The 24925-nt window shown below is 59.7% G+C and carries 25 protein-coding genes; 7 read left to right on the top strand and 18 right to left on the bottom strand.

What is annotated here, in order from left to right; all coding sequences use genetic code 11:
* Positions 1-64 precede the first annotated feature (64 nt).
* Together J2Y90_RS25600 and J2Y90_RS25605 are read right to left on the bottom strand one after the other, a co-directional pair.
* The gene (locus tag J2Y90_RS25600) at positions 65-856 is read right to left on the bottom strand and encodes a phosphate/phosphite/phosphonate ABC transporter substrate-binding protein (protein WP_253504681.1); all 792 of its coding nucleotides are present in this window, start codon (positions 854-856) and stop codon (positions 65-67) included.
* A 141-nt stretch (positions 857-997) separates the two neighbouring features.
* Positions 998-1939 (bottom strand): fatty acid desaturase, encoded by a 942-nt coding sequence (locus J2Y90_RS25605; RefSeq protein ID WP_253504683.1) that lies wholly within the window; start codon positions 1937-1939, stop codon positions 998-1000.
* 323 nt (positions 1940-2262) lie between these two features.
* Between J2Y90_RS25605 and J2Y90_RS25610 the strand changes: the two genes are divergently transcribed.
* Entirely contained in the window at positions 2263-2670 is a 408-nt protein-coding gene (locus tag J2Y90_RS25610) for a GNAT family N-acetyltransferase (protein ID WP_253504686.1), read from the top strand.
* Positions 2671-2750: 80 nt separating this feature from the next.
* Here the strand turns inward: J2Y90_RS25610 and def are convergent, their stop codons facing one another.
* The 3 genes from def to J2Y90_RS25625 all read right to left on the bottom strand — a co-directional run bounded on the left by def (position 2751) and on the right by J2Y90_RS25625 (position 4598).
* On the bottom strand, positions 2751-3290 hold the full coding sequence (gene def / locus J2Y90_RS25615; RefSeq protein WP_039758091.1) for a peptide deformylase: 540 nt from the start codon (positions 3288-3290) through the stop codon (positions 2751-2753).
* Positions 3287-4243: a YihY/virulence factor BrkB family protein gene (locus J2Y90_RS25620; RefSeq protein ID WP_137213982.1), complete on the bottom strand. Its 957-nt coding sequence runs from the start codon at positions 4241-4243 to the stop codon at positions 3287-3289. The genes def and J2Y90_RS25620 overlap by 4 nt, the downstream gene beginning before the upstream one ends.
* A 163-nt stretch (positions 4244-4406) precedes the next feature.
* The gene (locus J2Y90_RS25625; protein WP_042607250.1) at positions 4407-4598 is read right to left on the bottom strand and encodes a CsbD family protein; all 192 of its coding nucleotides are present in this window, start codon (positions 4596-4598) and stop codon (positions 4407-4409) included.
* Between the two features lie 194 nt (positions 4599-4792).
* Between J2Y90_RS25625 and J2Y90_RS25630 the strand changes: the two genes are divergently transcribed.
* Positions 4793-5170, top strand: a complete 378-nt coding sequence (locus J2Y90_RS25630) for a hypothetical protein (RefSeq protein ID WP_042607251.1) — start codon at positions 4793-4795, stop codon at positions 5168-5170.
* A 266-nt stretch (positions 5171-5436) separates the two neighbouring features.
* Here J2Y90_RS25630 and fadD1 read toward each other — a convergent pair whose 3' ends face one another.
* Positions 5437-7134, bottom strand: a complete 1698-nt coding sequence (gene fadD1 / locus J2Y90_RS25635; protein WP_253504689.1) for a long-chain-fatty-acid--CoA ligase FadD1 — start codon at positions 7132-7134, stop codon at positions 5437-5439.
* A gap of 348 nt (positions 7135-7482) precedes the next feature.
* Complete coding sequence (fadD2, locus tag J2Y90_RS25640) at positions 7483-9171, bottom strand: long-chain-fatty-acid--CoA ligase FadD2 (protein WP_253504692.1); 1689 nt, start codon at positions 9169-9171, stop codon at positions 7483-7485.
* Positions 9172-9396: 225 nt separating this feature from the next.
* Here fadD2 and J2Y90_RS25645 point away from each other — a divergent pair, with 225 nt between their 5' ends.
* Entirely contained in the window at positions 9397-10341 is a 945-nt protein-coding gene (locus J2Y90_RS25645; protein WP_253504695.1) for an alpha/beta hydrolase, read from the top strand.
* Positions 10342-10384: 43 nt separating this feature from the next.
* Positions 10385-10855: a MaoC family dehydratase gene (locus tag J2Y90_RS25650; RefSeq protein WP_003227420.1), complete on the top strand. Its 471-nt coding sequence runs from the start codon at positions 10385-10387 to the stop codon at positions 10853-10855.
* Between the two features lie 270 nt (positions 10856-11125).
* Here J2Y90_RS25650 and J2Y90_RS25655 read toward each other — a convergent pair whose 3' ends face one another.
* Positions 11126-11593, bottom strand: a complete 468-nt coding sequence (locus J2Y90_RS25655; RefSeq protein ID WP_253504698.1) for a ferritin-like domain-containing protein — start codon at positions 11591-11593, stop codon at positions 11126-11128.
* A gap of 206 nt (positions 11594-11799) precedes the next feature.
* Between J2Y90_RS25655 and J2Y90_RS25660 the strand changes: the two genes are divergently transcribed.
* Entirely contained in the window at positions 11800-12036 is a 237-nt protein-coding gene (locus tag J2Y90_RS25660) for a DUF3820 family protein (protein WP_003227425.1), read from the top strand.
* Between the two features lie 30 nt (positions 12037-12066).
* On the top strand, positions 12067-13248 hold the full coding sequence (locus tag J2Y90_RS25665) for an aminotransferase class V-fold PLP-dependent enzyme (RefSeq protein ID WP_253504700.1): 1182 nt from the start codon (positions 12067-12069) through the stop codon (positions 13246-13248).
* On the opposite strand, the gene J2Y90_RS25670 is transcribed toward J2Y90_RS25665, so the two are convergent.
* The 4 genes from J2Y90_RS25670 to zwf all read right to left on the bottom strand — a co-directional run bounded on the left by J2Y90_RS25670 (position 13245) and on the right by zwf (position 16844).
* Positions 13245-13823, bottom strand: coding sequence for a hypothetical protein (locus J2Y90_RS25670; RefSeq protein WP_253504703.1), 579 nt, complete (start codon positions 13821-13823; stop codon positions 13245-13247). The two genes, J2Y90_RS25665 and J2Y90_RS25670, sit on opposite strands and share 4 nt — an antisense overlap.
* Before the next feature lie 171 nt (positions 13824-13994).
* The gene (locus J2Y90_RS25675; RefSeq protein ID WP_016773539.1) at positions 13995-14660 is read right to left on the bottom strand and encodes a bifunctional 4-hydroxy-2-oxoglutarate aldolase/2-dehydro-3-deoxy-phosphogluconate aldolase; all 666 of its coding nucleotides are present in this window, start codon (positions 14658-14660) and stop codon (positions 13995-13997) included.
* A 17-nt stretch (positions 14661-14677) separates the two neighbouring features.
* Complete coding sequence (gene pgl / locus J2Y90_RS25680) at positions 14678-15391, bottom strand: 6-phosphogluconolactonase (RefSeq protein ID WP_253504706.1); 714 nt, start codon at positions 15389-15391, stop codon at positions 14678-14680.
* A complete protein-coding gene (gene zwf / locus J2Y90_RS25685) occupies positions 15378-16844 on the bottom strand; it encodes a glucose-6-phosphate dehydrogenase (RefSeq protein WP_016773537.1) in 1467 nt (488 codons plus the stop codon). The genes pgl and zwf overlap by 14 nt, the downstream gene beginning before the upstream one ends.
* A 226-nt stretch (positions 16845-17070) precedes the next feature.
* Between zwf and J2Y90_RS25690 the strand changes: the two genes are divergently transcribed.
* Positions 17071-17931 carry a MurR/RpiR family transcriptional regulator gene (locus J2Y90_RS25690; RefSeq protein ID WP_169842436.1) on the top strand — a complete coding sequence of 287 codons (861 nt, stop codon included), beginning with the start codon at positions 17071-17073 and terminating at the stop codon, positions 17929-17931.
* 91 nt (positions 17932-18022) lie between these two features.
* Here the strand turns inward: J2Y90_RS25690 and J2Y90_RS25695 are convergent, their stop codons facing one another.
* The 6 genes from J2Y90_RS25695 to J2Y90_RS25720 form a co-directional block, all read right to left on the bottom strand.
* Complete coding sequence (locus J2Y90_RS25695) at positions 18023-18877, bottom strand: D-hexose-6-phosphate mutarotase (protein ID WP_073472039.1); 855 nt, start codon at positions 18875-18877, stop codon at positions 18023-18025.
* A gap of 106 nt (positions 18878-18983) precedes the next feature.
* Positions 18984-20333, bottom strand: coding sequence for a carbohydrate porin (locus J2Y90_RS25700; RefSeq protein ID WP_253504709.1), 1350 nt, complete (start codon positions 20331-20333; stop codon positions 18984-18986).
* A gap of 191 nt (positions 20334-20524) precedes the next feature.
* On the bottom strand, positions 20525-21685 hold the full coding sequence (locus tag J2Y90_RS25705) for an ABC transporter ATP-binding protein (protein WP_064364972.1): 1161 nt from the start codon (positions 21683-21685) through the stop codon (positions 20525-20527).
* Between the two features lie 2 nt (positions 21686-21687).
* Positions 21688-22533 carry a carbohydrate ABC transporter permease gene (locus tag J2Y90_RS25710; RefSeq protein ID WP_042607262.1) on the bottom strand — a complete coding sequence of 282 codons (846 nt, stop codon included), beginning with the start codon at positions 22531-22533 and terminating at the stop codon, positions 21688-21690.
* Positions 22526-23434 (bottom strand): carbohydrate ABC transporter permease, encoded by a 909-nt coding sequence (locus J2Y90_RS25715; RefSeq protein WP_016773533.1) that lies wholly within the window; start codon positions 23432-23434, stop codon positions 22526-22528. Before J2Y90_RS25715 ends, J2Y90_RS25710 begins: the two co-directional genes overlap by 8 nt.
* 139 nt (positions 23435-23573) lie before the next feature.
* The gene (locus J2Y90_RS25720; RefSeq protein WP_253504712.1) at positions 23574-24875 is read right to left on the bottom strand and encodes an ABC transporter substrate-binding protein; all 1302 of its coding nucleotides are present in this window, start codon (positions 24873-24875) and stop codon (positions 23574-23576) included.
* Positions 24876-24925: the final 50 nt, after the last annotated feature.

A 24925-nucleotide genomic window follows, 5' to 3' on the forward strand; every position in this document is an offset into this window, starting at 1 on the left:
GGCGCCTTATGCGTTAATAATATTTAAATCTTCTTTTTATATTCGATTGGGAAATTACAGCTAGTTAACGCAAATTGCTGTAACCGCGATCTACCGCCTCCCGTTGATAGGCAAGGAGGATCTGATAATCGTCTTCGCTGGCCGGCAAAATTTCAGGCAAACCCAAGGTCTGCATCACATCAGGCAATTCATTCAAGGCGCGATTCATCGCTTGCAGCAGCCGTTCGACCTGCTCGTCGCTGGCATTGACGGCAGTAATGAATGGCAAGGTCGGGCTCATCGCACTGCGCGCGACCACGCGCAAACCGCTGACTTCTTCCGGCGCATGCCGGGCGATATAAGCGAACGTGACGCTGTCGATCGCGGCCAGATCGGCGAGGTTTTCCCGCAGCCAGCGCAGGCTCTCGCGGTGACCGCCACTGATACCGACACTGGCGAAAAACCGGCCGTTTCGCTGCAACGGCGCCAGACGCTGGCGCAACAGGTTCATGCCGCTGTTGGAGTCTTCGCTGTTGATCACGCCACGGCTATGGCAAAACTCCGCCAAGGTGTCGCGCGGATCATCGGCGCGGCCAAGGATCAGGCTGCAATGCTGGCCGGCGCTGGCGTCAGGCAATTCATAGCGCGGCCGACCGATGACGCGAACCCGGCCACGCAGCGCTGTCATCAGCGGATAGCCGCAGGTCTGAGTGAGTAGCAGATCGGGTGATAACCACAGTTCGGGCAGCGTCAGGTTTGTCGCGTCGAGACGGCTATGGCCCAGGTGTTCGAGGATGCGCGTGAGCCACTGTTCATTGGCCATGCGGATGGGCTCGGGGGCTGGGTACATCAGCAGTTCGGCGTGGTGTTGGGTCATTACATATTTCTCCCCGACAACCAATTCCCCCTGTAGGAGTGAGCCTGCTCGCGATAGCGGTGTGTCAGTGACAAACTCAGTGACTGACACGACGCTATCGCGAGCAGGCTCACTCCTACAGGGGATTTGGTGTTCTTTGGATTAGTGGAACGGATGCTCCGGGCTATCAATCGGTTTGAAGCCATGTTGCCGCCACAACTGCCCATACCCGCGCACGACAAACCCGCCACTGCGCGCAATCCACTGCTCGCGGTGCAGCCGGTAGACCTTGGGCAAGTCGTACCACGCCAGCCCCGGCAAGTCGTGATGCACCAGATGAAAATTCAAGTTGAGAAACAGCCAGCGCCATGGCCAGCCGGCCTCGTTGAGCACGGTGCGCTGCTCGGCCTGGGCATGCGGTCGATGCTCATGAAACGAACGGATCATCGCGATCGACAGCGCCGGTACGCTGATCAGCAACAGGTAATGCCACACCGGCAAAATGCTGTAGCGGGCAATGAAACCCAGCATCAGTAGAGTGACGAAGCCGTGGCTCAACCACATCAGCCAGGCTTGCGGATCAGCGTTTCGCAAGCGCTGCAGCTCCTCGCGCGCTAACGCCGTCAACGCCAGCGGCGCGCCAATCACGAAGCGTCCGAGCACCGTCTTGTTCAGCCAGTGCACGCTGCGCTCGAACAACGAGCCGCCGTGCCAGTTGGCAGAGGTCAGATAGCGACTTTCCGGATCGATACCGGGCACCGTCAGATCGTCATCGCGGTGGTGGCGCAGATGACTGTCGCGATACAGCGTGTACGGATACCACACGGCAAACGGCGCGTAGCCGAGGATTTTATTGATGAATGTCGAGCGGGTCGGATGGCCGTGAAGCAGCTCATGCTGCAGCGACAACCACAACACCAGCAGCGGGATCAGCAGCAACGTACTCAAGCCGCGCCCCAGCCAGGCGCTGTTGAGTACGATGGCGAACCAGCCGGCGTACACACCGATCAGCAACAGCCAGGTCGGCCATTCGCTGCGGGCGGTAAAGCGCTGGCGCAGGGTTTCGATTTGCTGGCGATGCTCGGCATCAAAGTAAAAAGCCATGGCGCTGCTCGGAACGGGAATCGTCCCCTTCTGTGCAACGAGGCGGTGCAATCTTGCAGATTATTTTTCAGATGGAGTGGAAGCCCGAGAGACGGGCTTCCGAAGGGTTTGCTCAATGGCCGAAGATGTCGACTTTCTTGGCTTTCTTTTCTGCGCGTTTTTCAATCGCGGTCTTGGCCGGCTTCTTCTTCGCGGCTTTCTTTGAATCCATACCTTTGGACATGATCGGTACTCCACTCACAGGGATGTGAGATCAGGTATACACCTATCCCGACCGGCGCGTTCTTTTATAATCGGCGCTTTTCGAACCGACAGTCCGAACCATGCCCGACATCCACTACAGCCAGCTCGACGAACCGTTGTGGCCGCTAATGAACAAGTTCTACCGCAGCCACCAATCCTCGATGAAAGCCGTGCGCGAGGCGCAACTGTGGGTCGCGCGGCGCGACGAGATCGTGGCGGCGCTGTGCCTGCGGCCGGTATCGGGCGGCCGTTGGCTGACGGGGTTGTTTGTCGATCCGGCGTGTCGCGAGCAGGGAATTGCCGGGCAGTTGATTGCGGCGGCGGTCAAGGATGTCGACGAGCCGGTGTGGCTGTTTTGCCATCCGGATTTGCGCGGGTTTTATGAGCGGCGCGGGTTTAGCGTAGACCCGGCGCTGCCGCAAGCGATGGCCGAGCGGTTGAGCCGGTACGCGCGGAGCAAGCCGATGATTGCGATGGGGCTGGTTTAAGATCAAAAGATCGCAGCCTTCGGCAGCTCCTACACCGATCCCTGTAGGAGCTGCCGAAGGCTGCGATCTTTTGATTCTGGTTAATCGTCAGCGTTGGGATCGAGATCCGGGAACAGCACTTCAGTAAAACCGAACTTGCTGAAATCGGTAATCCGCGATGGGTACAGCCGGCCGATCAGGTGATCGCATTCATGCTGCACCACCCGCGCATGAAAACCCGAGGCCACGCGCACGATCGGCTCGCCCTTCGGATCAAAGCCTTCGTAGCGAATCTGCTGATAGCGATCCACCGCGCCGCGCAGGCCCGGTACCGACAGACAGCCTTCGAAGCCCTCCTCCATCAACGGATTCAACGGCGTGATCAGCGGATTGATCAGGATCGTCTGCGGCACCGCTTCGGCGTCTGGGTAACGCTCGCTGTGCTCGAAGCCGAAGATCACCAGTTGCAGATCGACGCCGATCTGCGGTGCCGCCAGACCAACGCCGCCGACGCTTTCCATGGTCTGGAACATGTCGTCGATCAGTTGCCACAGCTCGGCGCTGTTGAACATCTCCGGCGGTACCGGCGGGGCGATGCGCAGCAGGCGCTCGTCGCCCATTTTCAGAATTTCACGAATCATGGTCGCGCTTCATCAGTGTCCGGCTTGAGCGAGTGATCGCGGCCCAGGCCCGAGACGTGTTGTTTGGTGGATTCGTCGGGCTCGCCAGGGGCTTTCTCGCCCTTGTCCTTGCCTTCGGCGGACATGTGCTCGATCACCGCATTCATTTCCGCGCCGAGCAACAGTACCGCCGCGGAAATATAGAAATACAGCAACAGCACGATGATCGCCCCGATGCTGCCATACATCGCGTTGTAGTTGGCGAAGGTTTTCACGTAGAAGGCAAACCCCAGTGAGGCGAGAATCCACACCACCACCGCCAGCACCGAACCGGGGGTGATGAAGCGAAAATCCTGTTTGACGTCGGGCATCACGTAGTAGATCAGCGCCACCGCGACCATCATCAGAATCACGATCACCGGCCAGCGCGCAATCGTCCACACTGTGACGATGAAGTCCTCCAGCCCCACTTGTGCAGCAATCCAGCCCATCACCTGCGGCCCGAGGACCATCAGCGCCGCGGCGATCAGCAGCATGCCGGCGATGCCGACCGTGTAGACGATCGACAGGGGAAAGCGCTTCCAGACCGGCCGGCCTTCGACCACGTCGTAAGCGGCGTTCATCGCGCTCATCATCAGGCGCACGCCGGCGGACGCGGTGTACAGGGCGATAACGATACCGATTGAAAGCAGACCACCCTTGGATTGCTGCAGCTGATCGATCACCGGATTGACCTGCTCCAGCGCCTGCGGCGGCAGGACCAGTTCGGATTGCAGGCGCAGCCAGGAGAAGAAGTCCGGCAGATGCAGGAAACCGATCAGCGCGATCAGGAAAAGAATGAACGGAAACAGCGAGAACAGCATCTGGTAGGCCAGTGCCGAGGCGTAGGTCGACATTTCGTCATCGACGAACTCAGTGACCGTGCGCACCATCACCCGGTGCAGGGGCAGACCTTTCATGTCCGGAAATATCATTCGCGTCTCCTTGCGCCGCAAAAGGTTGAAGTCGTGGCGACTCAGGGGCCGTTGTTTACCTCAAGGTAGCCTGTTTGGCGATCCTTCGGCGGATGACCGCAGGGTTCTGATACAAAAACGGCCATCCTTGGATGGCCGCTCGTGTGATTCGTTCAAGGCTCGGTTACGCCTTGTCGACGCCTTTCTTCACAGCGTCCTTGGCGTTGCCGACCGCTTGCTGGGCTTCGCCTTTTTTCTCTTGAACTTTGCCTTCCGCGCGCAGTTTGTCGTTGTCAGTGGCCTTGCCGACGCCCTGTTTGACGTTACCGACAGCTTCGTTGGCCATGCCTTTTACTTTATCGCCTGTGCTACTCATGGTGTTTCTCCGTGATGCATATAGGGAAGAAAAGTCATTACGTAACGATTGACCGGTGCGCTTTGCGCCGAGTTTCATTTATTTTGCCGGCATTTCGTCGTGGCACGCAGGTTGCGCTTTATGTTTGCCGGCGTTGCCCCGAGAATGCTCAGCCTACGGGCGTCGCGCCCCGCACACCGATTCGCAGGAATGTCATGAAGCTCAATAAAACCCAGGCCATCGCCCGTCGCAACCAGCAACTGGGCGGCGCCGTGCTCGGCACTAACAACTGCCACTTTGCCGAACTGAACCGCAACCGCAACATCTGGTGGTTCGACTTGCCGGTTTCGCGCCTGGCCATCGGTCAGTACGAGTGGATTCACTTGCTGCTGCACACCCCGGCCACTGATGAGTTGCTGCACTTGAAAGTGCCAACGGTGTTCCTGCGCGAAAAGCTCGAAGGCCTGGTGATTCGCAACGAAGGCAAACGCAAGGCGGCGCTGAGCCTGGAATTGAGTGCGGACAAGGATTCGTATCTGCAGGACATGCGTCCGGCGGGGACCAATGTGAATTTTGCGCCGTTTCGTCAGTAGGATTTGTGGCGTCTGCCCTTCCCCTCACCCTAGCCCTCTCCCAGAGGGAGAGGGGACCGAATGGGGGATATTCAAGAGATACGCCGACCTGATCGAGCTTGCCGAATCCATAATCGCCTCGGTTTTTCAGGTCGATGCACAACCCCAGACACCTTGGTCGGCTCCCTCTCCCTCGGGAGAGGGCTGGGGTGAGGGGCCGCTTCACCGCATGATCAAAGCCCTGCTCTGCACCCACAAAAAAGCCCCGCATCTGCGGGGCTTCCTGTTCAAGCGGCGCTCTTGGCCTTGATCTTCTTCAGCTCTTCATCCCGCAATTCGCGGCGCAGGATCTTGCCGACGTTGGTGGTCGGCAGCGCATCGCGGAATTCCACCGAGCGCGGCACCTTGTAGCCGGTGACGTTGGCGCGCATGTGGTCCATGACCTGCTCCTTGGTCAGGGTCACACCCGGTTTGGCGACGATGAAAATCTTGATCGCTTCGCCCGACTTCTCGTCCGGTACGCCGATCGCCGCGCATTGCAACACGCCCGGCAAAGTCGCCAGCACGTCTTCCAGTTCGTTCGGATAGACGTTGAAGCCTGACACCAGGATCATGTCCTTCTTGCGATCGACAATGCGCATGTAGCCGTCCGGCTGGATCAGCGCGACGTCACCGGTTTTCAGCCAGCCGTCGCTGTCGAGCATTTCATCGGTGGCTTCCTGACGCTGCCAGTAGCCCTTCATCACTTGCGGGCCCTTGACGCACAGCTCGCCGATTTCGCCCAGCGGCTGCTCGACACCGGCATCGTCGATGACTTTGCACAGGGTCGACGGCACCGGAATGCCGATCGTGCCGATCTGGATGTGCTGGATCGGGTTGACCGTGGCCACCGGGCTGGTTTCGGTCATGCCGTAGCCTTCGCAGATGGCGCAACCGGTCACGGCTTTCCAGCGCTCGGCTGCGGCCAATTGCAGGGCCATGCCGCCGGACAGGGTGACTTTCAGCGCGGAGAAATCCAGCTTGCGGAAACCTTCGTTGTTGCACAGCGCCACGAACAGCGTGTTCAGCCCGACGAAGCCGCTGAACTTCCACTTCGACAGCTCCTTGACCATCGCCGGCAGGTCGCGCGGGTTGCTGATCAGGATGTTGTGGTTGCCGATCAGCATCATCGCCATGCAGTGAAAGGTGAACGCATAGATGTGGTACAGCGGCAGCGGCGTGATCAGGATCTCGCAGCCTTCGTTGAGGTTGGAGCCCATCAGCGCTTTGCATTGCAGCATGTTGGCGACCAGGTTGCGGTGGGTGAGCATCGCGCCCTTGGCCACGCCGGTGGTGCCGCCGGTGTATTGCAGCACTGCGACATCGCCGCTGTCCGGGTTGGCTTCGGCCACTGGCTGACCGTGGCCCTTGCTCAGCACGTCGTTGAACTTGATGGCTTTGGGCAGGTGATAGGCCGGGACCATTTTCTTCACGTACTTGATGACGCTGTTGATCAGCAGGCGCTTGATCGGCGGCAGCAGGTCGGCGACTTCGGTGACGATGATGTGCTTGACGCCGGTCTTCGGCACCACGGCTTCCGCCAGGTGCGCCATGTTCGCCAGGCACACCAGGGCCTTGGCACCGGAGTCGTTGAATTGGTGTTCCATTTCCCGCGCGGTGTACAGCGGGTTGGTATTGACCACGATCAACCCGGCGCGAATGGCACCGAAGACCGCGACCGGGTATTGCAGAACGTTGGGCAGTTGCACGGCGATTCGATCACCGGGCTGCAAGTCGGTATGCTGTTGCAGATACGCGGCAAAGGCACCGGAGAGTTCGTACAGTTCACCGTAGGTGATTGTCTTGCCCAGGTTGCTGAAAGCCGGTTTGTTGGCGAAGCGTTGGCAGGATTGCTTCAACACTGCCTGAATGTTCGGATACTCGTCTGGATTGATCTCGGCTGCGATTCCAGCCGGGTACTTATCCTTCCAAAAGTCTTCGATCATGGAAGCCCACTCCTCAGCAACGCGAATTCTTCACCGCATTTGATGCGATTATTATTGGTGTGTGTTTTGTATTGGTGAATCCGGCGTTTTACAGGCCGAGAAGTCACAAAGCGCGCCGAGAGTAGCAGCTTTGCCAAGGGTCGACCAGAGCCAAACGTGGGCCCTACAGTCATATTAATGACTCAAGACTTGCCAGCGGTCATTTTAGAGCAAAAATCCTATTAACCTGTGAAAGCCCCGCTGCCAGGGGGATTAAAAGCAAAAGATCGCAGCCTTCGGCAGCTCCTACATTTGGAATGCGTTTCCTGTAGGAGCTGCCGAAGGCTGCGATCTTTTCGCTTGTAACCTTTAGGCGATATCGCGCAACTCGCGCCGCAGAATTTTCCCTACAGGCGTCATCGGCAACGACTCACGCAGCACGATGTGTTTCGGCACCTTGTAGGCAGTGAAATTCTCTTTGCAGTAAGCCTTCAGCTCTTCCAGGCTGACGCCGGTTTCCCGCGCCACCACAAACAGCTTCACCGCTTCCCCCGAACGCTCGTCCGGCACACCGATTACCGCGCAGTTGGCGACCTTCGGGTGGGCCATGACCACGTCTTCGATTTCGTTCGGATACACGTTGAAGCCGGAGACGATGATCATGTCCTTCTTGCGATCGACGATGCGCACGAAACCGTCGGGGTCGATCACGGCGATGTCGCCGGACTTGAACCAGCCTTCGGCATCCAGCACCTCAGCGGTGGCCTCGGGTTTGTTCCAGTAGCCCTTCATGATCTGCGGGCCTTTGATGCACAGCTCGCCACGCTCGCCCAGCGGCTGCTCGACGCCGTCATCGTTGATGATTTTCACCAGCGTGCCCGGCACCGGCAGGCCGACGGTGCCGAGGCGCGACTGGTCGCCGTAAGGGTTAGTGCAGGCCACTGGCGAGGTTTCGGTCAGGCCGTAGCCTTCAGTGATGCGGCAACCGGTCATCTGCTCCCAGCGCTCGGCAGTGGCCTTGACCAGCGCGGTGCCGCCGGAGTTGGTCAGCTTCAGGCTGGAGAAATCCAGGGTCTTGAAATCGGGATGGTCCATCAGCGCAACGAACAGGGTGTTCAAACCCAGCAGTGCCGAGAAGCGCCAGTTTTTCAGTTCCTTGATGAAGCCGGCGATGTCGCGCGGATTGGAGATCAGCACGTTATGGTTGCCCGACACCATCATGCACATGCAATTCGCGGTGAAGGCATAGATGTGGTACAGCGGCAGCGGCGCGATCATCACTTCCTGGCCCTCGCGCAACAGCGGCTGACCGTCCGGGCCGAGCTGGGCAAGACAGGCGCGCACTTGCTGCATGTTCGCTACCAGATTGCCGTGGGTCAGCATCGCGCCCTTGGCCAGGCCAGTGGTGCCGCCGGTGTATTGCAGCACGGCGATGTCATCGAGGCCGACGCTCAGCGGTTTGATACCCAGGCCACGGCCCATGCGCAGCGCACTTTTGAAGGCGATCGCTTGGGGCAGTGAATACTCGGGAACCAGTTTTTTCACCTTGCTGACCACGGTATTGACCAGCCAGCCCTTGGCGGCGGGCATCAGGTCGCCCATCTTCGCTTCGATCAGGTATTGGATATCGGTGTCAGGCAGCACTTCCTGGACTTTCTGCCCGAACAGGTTCAAGTACACCAGCGCGCGCGCGCCGGAATCCTTGAACTGGTGGCGCATCTCCCGTGGCGTGTACAGCGGGTTGGTGTTGACCACGATCAGCCCGGCGCGCAAGGCGCCGAATACGGCAATCGGATAATGCAGAACGTTGGGCATCTGCACCGCAATGCGATCCCCCGGCACCAGATCGGTATGGGCCTGCAGGTAACCGGCGAACGCCGCGCTCTGGCGCTCGAGTTCGGCGTAGGTCAGGGTGATGCCCATGCTGCTGAACGCCGGGCGGTCAGCGAACTTCTTGCAGGAACGCTCAAACACTTCGATGACCGACTTGAACTCGCCCATGTCGATGTCCAGCGGTACGCCGGCCGGGCGTTTGTCATTCCAGAAATCAGGTTGCATTGTTCTTGTCCTCTTTACCTGAACCGATCCGGGAGCCGCTTTCTGTCGTTTCTGCTTCGTCCATTGAAGGCGAAAAGCACAAAGCGGAGCTTCACGGACACTAGCAGCTATGGCCATTGAGGCAAATATGACGCAAGCCGTCATTGATCGCGTGAATCTTCCCGCCGTGGCGTGGGCTGATCAGACGCGCTATACACTGTGGCGATGCTGAGCAAAGGAATCGCCATGACCCACGACACCTTCTGGCTGGACGCGAGTGACCGCAGCCGCCTGTACGTCAACCGCTGGCTGCCGGCCACGCCATTGAAAGCGGTGATTCTTCTCGCTCATGGCATGGCCGAGCACAGCGCTCGCTACGCCCGCCTCGCCGACACGTTTTGCGACAAAGACTATGGCGTCTACGCACCGGATCTGCGCGGCCATGGCCGCACCGCCGACAACGGCACCCTTGGCCATTTCGCCGATGACGATGGCTGGTGCAAGGTCGTTGGCGATCTGGCCAGCCTCAACCAGCACATCGGCCAGCAACATCCCGGCGTGCCGATCATTCTGCTCGGGCACAGCATGGGCAGTTATCTGGCCCAGGCTTATCTGCTGCACCACAGCGCCAGCCTGCACGGGGCGATTCTCAGCGGTTCGAATTTCCAGCCAGTGGCCCTGTATCGCGCCGCCCGGCAGATTGCCCGGCTGGAAAAACTGCGTCAGGGCGGCAAGGGTCGCAGCGCGCTGATCGAGTGGCTGTCGTTCGGCTCGTTCAACAATAAATTCAAACCGCTGCGCACCCGTTTCGACTGGCTGAGCCGCGATCCTGCCGAGGTCGACAAGTACGCCGCCGACCCGTTGTGTGGCTTTCGCTGTACCAATCAGTTCTGGATCGATCTGCTCGGCGGCTTGCAGCAAATCAGCAAAGCGTCCAATCTCGCGCAGATCGATCCGGGGCTGCCGCTGCTGGTGATTGGCGGCGAATGTGATCCGGTGAGCGAGGGCAAGCGTCTGACTGATCTGGCCAATGCCTTGCGCAGGGCCGGCAGCCAGCACCTGCAACTGAAGATCTACCCGCAGGCCCGGCACGAATTGTTCAATGAAAGCAATCGCGACGAAGTGACCGCCGATGTGCTCGCCTGGATCGACCAGGCCCTGAGCCATCCGCGCCCGCAGCGCAGCGAATAATTTTTTGTGGATTCACAGAAATCCGTCACAGGAAGCGATACCGATGACCCAGGTTACCAACATCCCTTACGAAGCCCTCGAAGTCGGCCAGACCGCCAGCTACAGCAAGACTGTCGAAGAGCGCGACATTCAGCTGTTCGCCGCGATGTCGGGCGACCACAACCCGGTGCACCTGGACGCCGAGTTTGCCGCCGCGAGCATGTTCAAGGAACGCATCGCCCACGGCATGTTCAGCGGTGCACTGATCAGCGCAGCGGTCGCTTGCGAACTGCCTGGGCCGGGCACTATTTATATCGGTCAGCAGATGAGTTTTCAGAAACCGGTCAAGATCGGCGACACGCTGACGGTGCGTCTGGAGATTCTCGAGAAACTGCCGAAATTTCGCGTGCGCATTGCCACTCGCGTGTTCAACCAGCGTGATGAGTTGGTGGTGGATGGCGAGGCGGAGATTCTCGCGCCGCGCAAGCAGCAGACGGTGACGTTGCCGACATTGCCGGCGATCAGTATTGGTTGAATGATTTGTACGGTGGGTGTCAGGTAGAACCTTTCCCCCTCACCCCAGCCCTCCCGAAACGTCGGACCGCCCCCAAGGGGGCGAGGGGGAAAGGGAGCAGATTTGAGTGTTTTTCAAATCCTCAATCGACTCGATCATTCAGGTCGATGTTTAGCGAAAGACACCTCGGTCAGTCCCCTCTCCCTCCGGGAGAGGGCTAGGGTGAGGGGCTTTTCCTGCGGGCACAAAAAAACGCCAGACAAGCTGGCGTTTTTTGTACGCGAAAGACTCTTACGATTTGGCACGAGCCTGGTTACGCAGGGCTTTCACCTGGTCGTGGTTGCGTTGTACGCCGTGGTACTGACGCTCAACCAGGTCACGAATACCCACCAGATTGTGCTTGGTGATTTTTTCCAGCGCTTCTTTGTAAGCCTTCAGCGCATGGTCTTCACCGCGCTCGGCTTCGTTCAGCACAGCCTCTTCGTCTTTGCCGGTGAACATGGATTTGACGTCGACCCAGCGACGGTGCAGGTCACCGGCAACGCTGGTCGAGGTTTCCGGATCACCGCCCAGCGAACGTACCTGAGCCTGCAGCTCGGCGGCTGCGGTGGCGCAGTCGGCGGCGCGAGTCACAAACAGGGATTTCAGTTCTGGATGCTTGATGTCTTCGGCGCAAGTCTTGAACCCTTCCTGACCGTCCTTGCAGGTTTCAATCAGGTCGTTGAGTACAGAAATGGCTTCTTTATTCATGTCGGTCATTTTTCAATTCCTTGCGATGGGTTGAAGATGCAAGGGATATTGCAGTGTGCGTGCCAGCTTTCTGATCGGATAGAAAGGCTTTTATTTCAATTAGTTACGAAAGATTGAACCATCTGTATGCTGGTTTTTTGCATGATCTGTCATTTGGCCTGCATGCAGAATGCCTGTATTTTCCAGACTGATCTGAAAACCAACGAAGCGTGCTGATGAATCCGGAAAAACTCGAACTGCTGATCACCCGCGAGATGCCTTTCGGCAAATACAAAGGCCGAATCATTGCCGACTTGCCTGGCCCCTATCTGAACTGGTTTGCCCGTGAAGGCTTTCCCCACGGCGAACTCGGTGGTCTGCTCGCGCTGATGCAGGAGATCGACCACAACGGCCTGTCCGACCTGCTTGAGCCGCTACGCGCCAAACACGGCAAACCCGCCCCGCGCCACTGAAGCGCCCTCCTCTCTTGAGCCACGCCGACCATGCCTGACAACACCCGCCGAGCCCGTGACGAAGCTTTCTGGCAAACCTTTTCCGACCGATACGATGTGCAGCCCGGCCCGGTCAATCTGGAGAACGGTTACTTCGGGCGCCTGTCGCGTACGGTGATCGAGGAATACCAGCGCAACATCGAGCTGATCAACACCAGCAACTCGGTTTACGTGCGCCAGCGCTTTGAACAGCACGACAACCTCGAGATCCGCGCGCAACTGGCCGAACTGATTGGCGTACGCGCGCAAAGCGTGGCCCTGACGCGTAACGCCACCGAAGGCCTGCAATCGCTGATCCGCAATTACAATCGCCTGCAGCCGGACGACCAGGTGCTGATCTGCGACCTCGACTACGACACGGTCAAAGGCGCCATGCGCTGGCTGGCGAAACACCGCGGCGTCGAGGTGATCGAAATTGCCCACCGCCATCCGGCCAGCTTCGACAGCCTGCTGGAAAGCTATCGCGAGGCTTTTGTCCGCCACCCGAAACTGAAATTGATGGCCCTGACCCACGTCACCCACCGCACCGGTCTGGTCATGCCGGTGCAGGCCATCGCCGCGCTGGCCAAAGAGCATGGGGTCGACATTATCCTCGACGGTGCCCACGCCCTCGGCCAGATCGAATTCGATCTACAAGCGTTGGGCATCGCTTTCGCCGGCTACAACCTGCACAAGTGGATCGGCGCGCCGCTGACCCTTGGCTTTATCTACATCGCCCCGCAGCGTCTGGCCGACATCGATCCGGACATGGGCGAGATGCATTATCCGGTGACCGACATTCGCGCGCGCACCTCGTACAGCACGCCGAACATTCCAGCGCTGATGACCCTGCCGCTGGTGTTCGAAGAGCACAACGCCCTCGGCGGTGCCGCAGCCAAAAGCGCACGCCTGAATTACCTGCGCAATCTCTGGGTCAGCGCCGTGCGGCACCTGCCGGGCATCGAAGTAATGACGCCGGATGACCCGCAACTGAATTGCGGGATCACCTCGCTGCGTTTCACGCGTCATGAAGATCAACAGGTCATGGTTGAGCGCCTGCTCAACGAGTTCAACCTGTTCACCGTGGTGCGCACCGGCGCCGCGTCCGGGCCATGCATTCGCATCACGCCGGGGCTGACCACCACGGCTGGCGAGATGGAGCTATTGGTCCACGCGTTGAACCACCTGCGCTAAAACCGCACAGCGTTATTCTTTTCGTAGCCTGCGAGGCCGATCTGCGAAGACACGGCAAAGGTATCGATGCCGAGGGTCTGGCAAGCGAAGGCGCCGTCTTCGAGATCCTCTCCGGCGATCGGCTGCAGCACCAGCCGTACAGCGTCCTCGGTGACGAGTGCGCAGCTGCAGCGGCCGGGCAGATGCAAGGTTCCGGCCCAGGCCTCGTGGTGTGCTGGCGCGCCGTTATCGTCACTGGGGATGTATACGTTCAGAGTGAGGCACGACGTGCCCGGCACCGGGCGATCCGGATAGACGCTGGTAAAACGGACGATGCCATGGTTATCGGTCAATTGATCGCCGCCCAGGCAGATGTTGGTATCGATCGTCTGTTGAATGCGCACCAGCGCGCCGCTGACCGGCTGGCCAGTCATGGCGTCGGCCAGCGACAGACGCAGGATCAGTGGTAGGCCTTCGACGCCTTGACTGATGTTGCGCACCTGCGGTTGGCTGCGCCGATCGCGACTGCCGAGCGCCAGCCGCTTCGCTTGATAACGGGAATGTGGCGCAAGGGGCAGAGACTGAAGGTCGTCCATGAGGAGTTCTCTCTTCCATAAGATGAACGCAGGTTAACCCCGGCGAACGGACCGCGTGCGTTAACTATGTATCGCGGCATGTATGTTTACTTTCTTCGGCGCAAAAAAAAGGTGCGCCGACCAAGCGCACCATAAAGCCGTAAAGCACACAACGAGGTGTAGGGGTAAAGATCAGTCCAGCAGCGCCAGGGCCTCTGCGGTGCATTCCTGAATGCGGGCCCAGTCGCCGTTCTTGATCCACTCAGGATCGAGCATCCAGCTACCGCCCACGCACATGACGTTTTTCAGCGCCATGTAGCTCTTGATATTGGCCGGGCCGACGCCGCCAGTCGGGCAGAATTTCACTTCGCCGAACGGACCACCGAGGGCCTTGATTGCCGCTACGCCACCGCTGACTTCCGCCGGGAACAGCTTGAAGCGGCGATACCCAAGACCGTAGCCTTCCATGATCCCCGAGGCGTTGCTGATGCCCGGCAGCAGCGGAATCGGGCTGTCGACGCTGGCTTCGAGCAGGTCGCGGGTGATGCCCGGGGTAACGATGAATTGCGAACCGGCCGCTTCCGCCGCCGCGAGCATGTTGCGATCGAGCACGGTGCCGGCACCGGTCATCAGTTCCGGACGCTGTTCGCGCAGGATCTGGATGGCTTTGAGGCCGAACTGCGAACGCAGGGTCACTTCCAGCGCGGTCAGGCCACCGGCGGCGAGGGCGTCGGCCAGTGGCAGCACGTCCTGTTCGCGGGCGATGGTGATCACCGGCAGGATCCGCGCTTTGGCGCAGAGACTGTCGATCAGGGCAACTTTGTCCGCCATGGAAACGGTCGGGGATGGGGTTGTCATAGCGGCTGTTCCTTGGCTCATGGGCACCAGTAAATCTCTAACGTAGGTTGCAGAAACGCGCGCACCGGCATGGCCGCGACGTCATCGGATGCCAGCGCGGCATTCAGGGTGGTCAGTTTCGATTGACCGGAAATCGACAGAATCTTGTGTTTGGCCGAAGCCAGCAGCGCACGGCTCATGGTCAGGCGCTGACGTGGCACGCTGGGCGCCAGCATCGGCCAGCAACGGCGCGTGCCATCGGCTTGCAGGGCTTCGGCGAGGTTCGGGCTGTCGGGGAACAGCGACGCGGTGTGACCGTCATCGCCCATGCCCAGCACCAGCACGTCGATCGGTGGCAGCTCGGCGAGCAGACGATCAGCCTGTTCAGCAGCCTGCTCGACGTTGGCCGCCGCGCTGTAGAGGCTGAGGAACTGCGCCTTGGCTGCCGGGCCTTTGAGCAGGTATTGCTTGAGCAGGCCAGCATTGCTGTCGGCATGTTCAACCGGCACCCAACGTTCGTCGGCCAGGGTCACAACGACCTTCGACCAGTCCAGCTCCTGCCTGGCCAGGTGCTGGAAAAACGCCACCGGGCTGCGCCCGCCGGACACCACCAGCACCGCGTTGCCGCGTGCCGCAATGGCTTCGCTCAGTTGTTTGGCAACGTTCAGCGCCAGGCCTTCGGCAAGCAAAACCGGGCTGTTGAATTCGCGGGCAGTCACGCCCGTCGGCAGTTGCACATCAGATATCGCCATACCACGACCTCCCGTCCCGCGTGATCAAAGCAATGGAGCTCATCGGCCCCCACGACCCGGCCGCATACGGCTTGGGCGCGTCGCCGGATTTTTTCCACCCGGCGATCAGCTGGTCACACCACTTCCACGCGGCTTCGATTTCATCTTTACGGACAAACAGGTTCTGATTGCCGTTCATCACTTCCAGCAACAACCGCTCGTAGGCATCGGGGATCCGCGCGCTACGCCAGGTGTCGGAGAAATTCAGTTGCAGCGGCCCGCTGCGCAGTTGCATGCCCTTGTCCAGGCCCTGCTCTTTGGTCATCACTCGCAAGGAAATGCCTTCGTCCGGTTGCAGGCGGATGATCAGTTTGTTGCTGATCTGCAGGCGCTGCTCCGGGGCGAAGATGTAGTGCGAGGGTTCCTTGAAGTGGATGACGATCTGCGACAGCTTCTGCGGCATGCGCTTGCCGGTACGCAGGTAGAACGGCACACCGGCCCAGCGCCAGTTGCGGATATCAGCTCGCAGGGCGACGAAGGTTTCGGTGTCGCTCTGGGTATTGGAATTCGGTTCTTCGAGGTAGCCCGGTACCGATTTACCTTCGCTGTGACCGGCGATGTACTGGCCGCGCACCACTTGTGTAGTCAGGCCTTCCGGGCTGATCGGCGCCAGCGCCTTCAGCACCTTTACTTTCTCGTCACGGATGCTGTCGGCGGAGAGGTCGGCCGGTGGGTCCATGGCGATCAGGCAGAGCAACTGCAACAGGTGATTCTGGATCATGTCGCGCAGTTGGCCAGCCTTGTCGAAATAGCCCCAACGGCCTTCGATGCCGACCTTCTCGGCCACGGTGATTTCCACGTGGGAGATGTAATTCTGGTTCCACTGGGTTTCGAACAGGCTGTTGGCGAAACGCAGGGCGATCAGGTTCTGAACGGTTTCCTTGCCCAGATAGTGGTCGATGCGGTACGTGCGGTCTTCCGGGAAGAACTGCGCCACCGCGTCGTTGACCTTGCGCGACGATTCCAGGTCAGAGCCGATCGGCTTTTCCAGGACCACGCGGGTGTTCTCGGCCAGACCGACTTTTTCCAGGTTCTCGCAGATCGCGCCGTACACCGCCGCCGGCGTAGCGAAGTAGGCGATCATGCGCTGGCTGCTGCCGGCCAGTTCCGCCAGCGCCACGTAATCTTCGGCCTTGAGGAAGTCGACGTGCAGGTAGGTCAGGCGCGCGAGAAAACGCTCGGCCACGGTTTCGTTCAGCTCTTTGCCGACGTAACGGCGCAATTCGGCGGCGATGAACGCCATGTGCTGCTGCTCGCTGCCGGGCTCACGAGCCAGCGCGATGATCCGCGTGTCTTCGTGCAGCAGGTCGGCACCGTCAAGGTGATAAAGGGCAGGAAACAGCTTGCGCAGGGCCAGATCGCCAAGCGCGCCGAACAAGGCAAAGGTGCACGGTTCAACCGTAATGGAAGGCATGATGTTTGTTCTTTTATCAAGTTAAGCTACAAATACCTTTTTTCAAGGCATCACTCAAGGGAAAATGTAGTAATAACCACAACATTTTCGCAGAATACTCAATCCGAGTGGTGGTCGCCCGGACGCATCAGTAGGATAGGCCACCGTCACGGGCCATATCAAAGGCCCAATTTGCATAGCCCGACGCAACTCTGCGTTGGTGAATCAGGAATTCCATATGGACCGCGTGCGAAATTTACTGGAACAGATCCAGAGTCGCCTTGAAGAGCTGAACAAGGCCGAACGTAAGGTCGCCGAGGTGATCCTGCTCAACCCGCAGCAGGCCACCCGCTTCAGCATCGCCGCCCTCGCCCAGGCCGCCTCGGTGAGCGAACCGACGGTCAACCGTTTCTGCCGTTCATTCGGTGTCAGCGGTTATCCCGAACTCAAGCTGCAATTGGCCCAGAGCCTGGCCAGTGGCGCGGCGTATGTCAGCCGCGCGGTCGAGGCCGACGACAATCCCGAGGCATACACGCAGAAGATTTTCGGCAGCGCCATCGCCTCGCTGGACAGCGCTTGTCAGGCGCTGGACCCGAACCTGATCAGCCGCGCCGTCGACCTGTTGATCCAGGCGCGGCAGATCCACTTTTTCGGCCTCGGTGCTTCGGCCCCGGTGGCGCTGGACGCGCAGCACAAGTTTTTCCGCTTCAACCTCGCGGTCACTGCGCATGCCGACGTGCTGATGCAACGGATGATTGCTTCGGTGGCGCACACCGGTGAGTTGTTCGTGATCATTTCCTACACCGGGCGTACGCGCGAACTGGTGGAAGTGGCGCGGATCGCCCGGGAGAACGGCGCGTCCGTGCTGGGCCTGACGGCGGAGAATTCGCCGCTGGCCAAGGCCAGTACGCTGAGTTTGAACATTCCGCTGCCGGAAGACACCGACATCTATATGCCGATGACCTCGCGGATCATTCAGTTGACCGTGCTGGATGTTTTGGCGACGGGGATGACCTTGCGCCGTGGCGTGGATTTCCAGCCGCATCTGCGCAAGATCAAAGAGAGCCTGAATGCGAGCCGGTATCCGGTCGGGGATGAATTCAATTAGGACGCTTCGCGTAAAAGATCGCAGCCTTCGGCAGCTCCTACAGGAACGCATTCCAAGGTAGGAGCTGCCGAAGGCTGCGATCTTTTGATCTTCAGGCCGCCGCCCACGCCTGCAAGCTCAAATGCGCCTTCTCCCCCGGCGCCAAATGCAGACTGTCGGTGCCGCCCGCCGCGGCTTCTACACAAACGAATTCCGATACTTCGTCCCAGCTCACTCCCAGCAACGGTCGCGCTCCCGGATGCCACACGACGGTGTCGCCACTGTCACCGGTATCGATGCACAACTCGCGCTGCCAGGCGTGATCCTTGAGCTGCAATTCGCCGTCATGCTGGAACACCCGCTGACAACCGCCATCGACGCGCAACTCACCTTCCTGCTGGCAAACCTGACGGTTCAACTGGTCATAACCCTGCGCGCCTTCGAGGCCAGACAGCGCTATCTCACCGACATCGCCAATACGCCAGTAAGCGTGCAAAGCCTGGCTCAACTGGCACGGCATGTCGTCCTGATGCTCAGTGCTCAGGCGCAATTCCATGCGTTCGCCCAGATGCGCGTGCAGGTCGACCTGCCAATCGCACAGCTGCAATTGCCAGTGCAGACGCACGCCGTCTTCGGCGCTGCTGCTGTCGAGTAGTTTCCAGTCGAGCAATCGCGCCCAGCCATGGGACGGCCAGGCATTTTCGCTCGGATGACGTCCATACCACGGCCAGCACACCGGCACGCCACCGCGGATCGCGCCGACATGCGGCCACTTCGCCGCGCACCACAACCACGGCTTCTGCCCGCGCGGTTGAAAGTGCAGCAACTGCGCGCCCTGACGACTGAACACCGCCTGACACAGCGGATGATCGATCACCAGCACATCGCGCATCTGATAGCGCTCCCAGGCGAACACCGGTCGCTCGCGCAGGGACTTGAAGAAGCGTTGCAGCGGATGCTCATGCATTTGCCACGATCCTGAAATCATTGGGCTGCGCCTCGCCCCAAAAAAAAGCGGACAGCCTGGGCTGTCCGCAAAATGCGCACATAGAGAGGAGCTTATCGCAGACGCGTCAGAACGTTGACTGAATTTTCAGGCCAGCGACCAAAGCGTTATCGACTTCATCCACACCGCCCGGATGGGTGATGTATTGCAGGTTGGGACGCACGGTCAGCCAGTTGGTGACGTGGATGCCGTAGTTGAGCTCGTAGTTGTATTCGGTTTCACGAATCGGCGAGAACGCGGCGTTGTCGTAGTCGGAGACACCGTTGGAAGCGTTCAGCAGTTCAGCGTTGCGCTTGACGTCCTTGTTGACGTGGATACGCGCCGCGCCGATACCGATGTCATCCTTCGGACGCGCATCGAACGGGCCTTTGTAGACAAACATCACCGACTGGTAGTTGTCAATGAAGTTGGTGTCCTTGTCGTGGAAGGTCGCGTTGGCGGCGATGTTCAGACCGCGAGTAGCATCACCGTTGTGGCTGGTGAGTTGCTGTTGCGCGACGAACCAGTAGCCGTGCTTGCTGCTGTGCGACTTGTAGTCGTCACCGGTGGTTGCCGCGTCGAAACCGTTGACGTCTTCGCGAACGTCGTCGGCATCGGCCGTGCTCTTGTAGTAACCAACGCGGTATTCGCCCGGCAGGCTGTTGACCTTCGGCGACCAGACCAATTCAACCGGCAGCACGGTACCCTTGGTGCCGCTGCCGCTGAGCTTGAAGCCGTTGCCGTGTTCCAGCTGCGACGGGTTCTGGTTGTACGCGCCGATTTGCGCATAGAGCTCGTCGTTGATGTTGTACTTCACACGGATCGCGGCCTGGCTGACTGGCCAGTTGTACCAGATGTTGGTCGCCCAGTTACCCACTTGCGAACCGCAGAACGCGAGGTTCTGGAAGTCGCACGGGAAGGTGTTGAAGTCTTCACCTTCGCCGAAGTAACCGGCCTTGACGTCGAGCTTGTTGTCGAAGAACTGGTGCTGGATCCACAGTTGGGTCAGACGCACCATGTGGCCACGGCCGTAGACTTCCTGCGAGGAGCTGAGGGTGCCGGCACGCGGATCGCCAACGCGGTCGTTGGAGATGTTGTAGCCGTTACGGTTGGTCAGCTGGATTTTCGCTTGCGTGTTGTCCCAGCCCCACAGTTTCTGCAGGTCGAGGGCCACGCCGAGGCCGAACTGGTCGCTGTAGCGGCCGGTCTTGTCGTCGTCATAACCACCGTGCAGGTTGGCGCCCATCTCGCCAACGTAGTCGCCTTTGATGTCGATACCCTGCTCGATCAGCCTGGTGCGCTCGCCGCCCCAGTCGCCGGTCATCCATTTGGAGTCGGAGCTGAAGGCATCCGCCGCCATTGCGTTACCGGCCAGCACCAGTGCAGCTGCCGCAGAAACCTGGCAGATCAACCGGGCATTGACGTGTTTCTTTTTCATCCCTACATCCTCGTCTTTATTGTTATTAACTGTTTTTATCTAACGCGGTTTACATAAAGTGCGGTGCTCGACAGGCCGGGCACCGCGTGCTCCTTGTAGGAGTGAGCCTGCTCGCGATAGCGGTTTTACATTCAACATCTCTGTCGACTGATACACCGTCATCGCGAGCAGGCTCGCTCCTACACTGTTTTTCAGCGCCCTTTGAATTGGGCGACGTTCGCAGACCGCGCATCGGTCTGTGGTTGGCCGGCAGTGCCGAGGCGCTCACCGGTATTGGCGTCGAACAACAACACTTTCGATGGATCGAATTGCAGCGTCAGGCTTTCGCCCACCTGCGGTGCCACGTCCGGCGCCAGTCGGCAGCAGACCTTGGTGTCATTCAGATTGACGAACACCAGCGTGTCCGGACCGGTCGGTTCAGTGACCTGCACTTCGGCACGGATGCTCGGCAGACCATTGCCCTCGCCATTCGCCAGCACGATCTGCTCCGGGCGCAGGCCGAGGATCACTTCGCGGTCTTCGAGCCCGGCGTCCTGCATGCTCATCGGCAATTCGCAGCGCGCCTGACCGCTGTCGAGCAGCGCCAGCAGACGACCGTCCTTGCGCTGCAGACGCAGGGGGATGAAGTTCATCGGCGGCGAACCGATGAAGCTGGCGACGAACAGGTTCGCCGGGTCGTTATAGATGTCTTTCGGCGTGCCGAACTGCTGGATGATGCCGTCCTTCATCACCGCCACTTTATCGCCCAGAGTCATCGCTTCGATCTGGTCGTGGGTCACGTAGACCGTGGTGGTTTTCAGGCGCTGGTGCATCAGTTTCATTTCGGTGCGCATCTCGACGCGCAGCTTGGCGTCGAGGTTCGACAGCGGTTCGTCGAACAGGTAGATCTTCGGCCGCCGCGCCAGGGCACGGCCCATCGCCACACGCTGTTGCTGACCACCGGAGAGCTGGCCCGGCTTGCGATTGAGCAGGTGTTCGATCTGCAACAGCTTGGCGACGCGGGCGACTTCTTCGTCGATCGCTGCCTGCGGCATCTTGCGAATTTTCAGGCCGAACTCTATGTTCTCGCGCACGCTCATGGTCGGGTACAGCGCGTAGGACTGGAACACCATGGCGATGTCGCGATCCTTCGGGCTCATGCCGCTGACGTCCTGATCACCGATCATGATCGCGCCGCCGGTGATGGTTTCCAGACCGGCGATGCAGTTCATCAAGGTCGATTTGCCGCAGCCCGACGGGCCGACGAGGATCAGGAATTCACCGTCCTTGATCGACAGTTCGATGTTCTTCAGGGTGTCCGGCAGACCGGCCCCGTAGGTCTTGTTTACGTTGCGAAGTTCAAGCGTAGCCATGATTACCCCTTGACCGCGCCGGCCGTCAGCCCGCGCACGAAATACTTGCCTGCGACCACATAGACCAGCAGGGTCGGCAGGCCGGCGATCATCGCCGCTGCCATATCCACGTTGTATTCCTTGGCGCCGGTGCTGGTGTTGACCAGGTTGTTCAGCGCCACGGTGATCGGTTGCGAATCACCGCTGGAGAACACCACCCCGAACAGGAAGTCGTTCCAGATCTGGGTGAATTGCCAGATCAGGCAGACCATGATGATCGGCGTCGACATCGGCAGGATGATGCGGCGGAAAATCGTGAAGAACCCCGCGCCATCCAGACGTGCGGCCTTGACCAGCGCATCGGGAATGCTGACGTAGTAGTTGCGGAAGAACAGCGTGGTGAACGCCAGACCGTAAACTACGTGGACGAAGACCAGCCCGGTGGTAGTGCTCGCCAGGCCCATCTTGCCGAGGGTGAACGAGGCCGGCAGCAGCACGGTCTGGAACGGCAGGAAGCAGCCGAACAGCAGCAGACCGAAGAACAGCTGCGAACCCCGGAAACGCCACATCGACAGCACGTAACCGTTCAACGCACCGATGGCCGTGGAGATGATTACGGCCGGTACGGTGATCTTGATCGAGTTCCAGAAGTAGCCATCAACCGTGGCCCAGGCCTTGACCCAACCGATGCCGCTGACCACGGTCGGCCAGCTCAACAGGTTGCCGGTGCTGATGTCTTCCGGAGTCTTGAAGCTGGTCAGCAACATGACCACCAGCGGCACCAGATAGAGAAACACCGCGAAGATCAGCACCGCGTAGATCGCGATGCGGCTCAAGCTGATGGCGGGTTTGGCAGCGAGACTAGTCATGACGCTTGGTCCTCAGCTCGGAGTACAGGTAAGGCACGATGATCGCGAGGATCGCACCGAGCATCAGAATCGCACTGGCCGAGCCCATGCCCATCTGGCCGCGACTGAAAGTGAAGGAATACATGAACATCGCTGGCAGGTCGGAGGAATAACCCGGGCCGCCGGCGGTCATTGCCGCAACGAGGTCGAAGCTCTTGATCGCGATGTGCGCAAGGATCATCACCGCACTGAAGAACACCGGACGCAGGCTTGGCAGTACGACTTTCCAGTAGATGCGCGGCATGCTCGCGCCGTCGATCTGCGCGGCACGGATGATCGATTGATCAACGCCACGCAGGCCGGCGAGGAACATCGCCATGATGAAGCCCGAGGCTTGCCACACAGCGGCAATCACCAGGCAGTAGACCACGCGATCAGGGTCGATCAGCCAGTCCAGACGGAAGCCTTCCCAGCCCCAGTCACGCAACAATTTGTCCAGGCCCATGCCCGGGTTGAGCAGCCATTTCCACGCGGTACCGGTGACGATCATCGAGAGCGCCATCGGGTACAGGTAAATGGTGCGGATAAAGCCTTCGCGACGGATGCGCTGGTCGAGGAACACCGCCAGCAACACGCCGATCACCAGGGTGATGCCGATGAACATGCCGCCGAACACGGCGAGGTTCTTGCTCGCCACCCACCAGCGATCGTTGTCGAACAACCGCGCGTATTGCGCCAGACCGGCCCACTTGTAGTTGGGCAGGAAGGTCGACGTGGTGAACGACAGAATGAACGTCCACAGGATGTAGCCATAGAAGCCCACCAGCACGATGAACATGCTCGGCGCCAGCACCAGTTTCGGTAGCCAGCGCTGCAATGCATCGAACGGCGAGGCCTTGCTGAACACAGCAACAGAACTCATGGGGAAATCCACAATAAGGGTTTACGAAAGCATTCTCCTTGTAGGAGTGAGCCTGCTCGCGATTACGGTGTGTCAGTCACTCAGACGGTGGCTGACAGATTGCTATCGCGAGCAGGCTCACTCCTACAGGGGCCAAGCATTACTTGGCCGACTGAACTGCCGCGCCAAGTTTCTTCGCAGCATCGGCCGGGTCGGCTTTCGGGTCGTTGATGTAGTTGGTGACTACGTCAAAGAACGCGCCCTGCACCGCCAGCGTGGTCGCCATGTTGTGCGCCATGCTTGGTTGCAGGCCGCCGGACTTGGCGTCCGCGAGGAAGTCCTTGGCAGCGGTCTGTGCGCAGGAATCGAAGCCGAGCTTGTCCATGTTGTTCAACATGTCGTTGCGAACCGGGATCGAGCCTTTGTTGATGCTGAAGACTTTCTGGAAGTTCTCACCCAGCACGACTTTGGCGATGTCCCGCTGACCGGCCGCAGTGCCTGCGTCCTTCTGCTTGAACACGGCCAGCGAGTCGATGTTGTAGGTGAACGCCTTGTCGGTGCCCGGGAACGCTACGCACTCGTAGTCCTTGCCGGCGACTTTCTTGGCGGCGGTCCATTCGGATTTGGCCCAGTCACCCATGATCTGCATGCCGGCCTTGCCGTTGATGACCTTGGCCGCTTCGAGGTTCCAGTCCTGGCCTTTGCCGTCCGCGTCCATGTAGGTCGCGACTTTCTTCAGCTCAGTGAGCGCCTTGACCATTTCCGGACCGGTCAGCGCCTTGTTGTCGAGATCGACCAGGGCTTTCTTGTAGCCATCCACGCCCATGACCGAGAGCACCACGGCTTCGAACACGGTGCTGTCCTGCCAAGGCTGACCGCCGTGGGCCAGCGGAATGAAGCCCGCCGCTTTCAGCTTGTCGCCGGCGGCGTAGAACTCTTCGAGGGTGGTTGGATTCTTGGTGATGCCGGCTTTCTTGAAGACTTCCGGGTTGATCCACAGCCAGTTCACACGGTGAATGTTCACCGGCACGGCCACGTAATCACCGTCGTACTTCACGGTATCGGAGACTTTCTTGTCGAGCAGACTGTCCCACTTTTCCGACTTGGCGACGTCTTTCAAAACGTCAGTGTCGAGCAGACCGGTCGACGCCCATTCCTGGATGTCCGGGCCTTTGATCTGGGCGACGCCAGGCGGGTTGCCGGCAACGGCACGGCTCTTCAGCACGGTCATGGCAGTCGCACCGCCACCACCGGCGACAGCGCCGTCCTTCCAGGTGAAACCGTCTTTTTCGACTTGGGCCTTGAGCACATCAACAGCGGCTTTTTCGCCACCGGAAGTCCACCAGTGCACGACTTCGACCGAACCTTTGGAATCGGCAGCGGAGACACTGAGCGGCAGGATTGCGAGCGGGAACAGGGAGGCGACAGAAATGACAGTAGCGAGGCGAGAAATCGCATTCATTCGAGATGTACCTTTCTTGTTGTTATGCATTGCAAGTCTGGTGCTTGCGC

Source organism: Pseudomonas koreensis, from assembly GCF_024169245.1.
Taxonomy (GTDB): domain Bacteria; phylum Pseudomonadota; class Gammaproteobacteria; order Pseudomonadales; family Pseudomonadaceae; genus Aquipseudomonas; species Aquipseudomonas koreensis_F.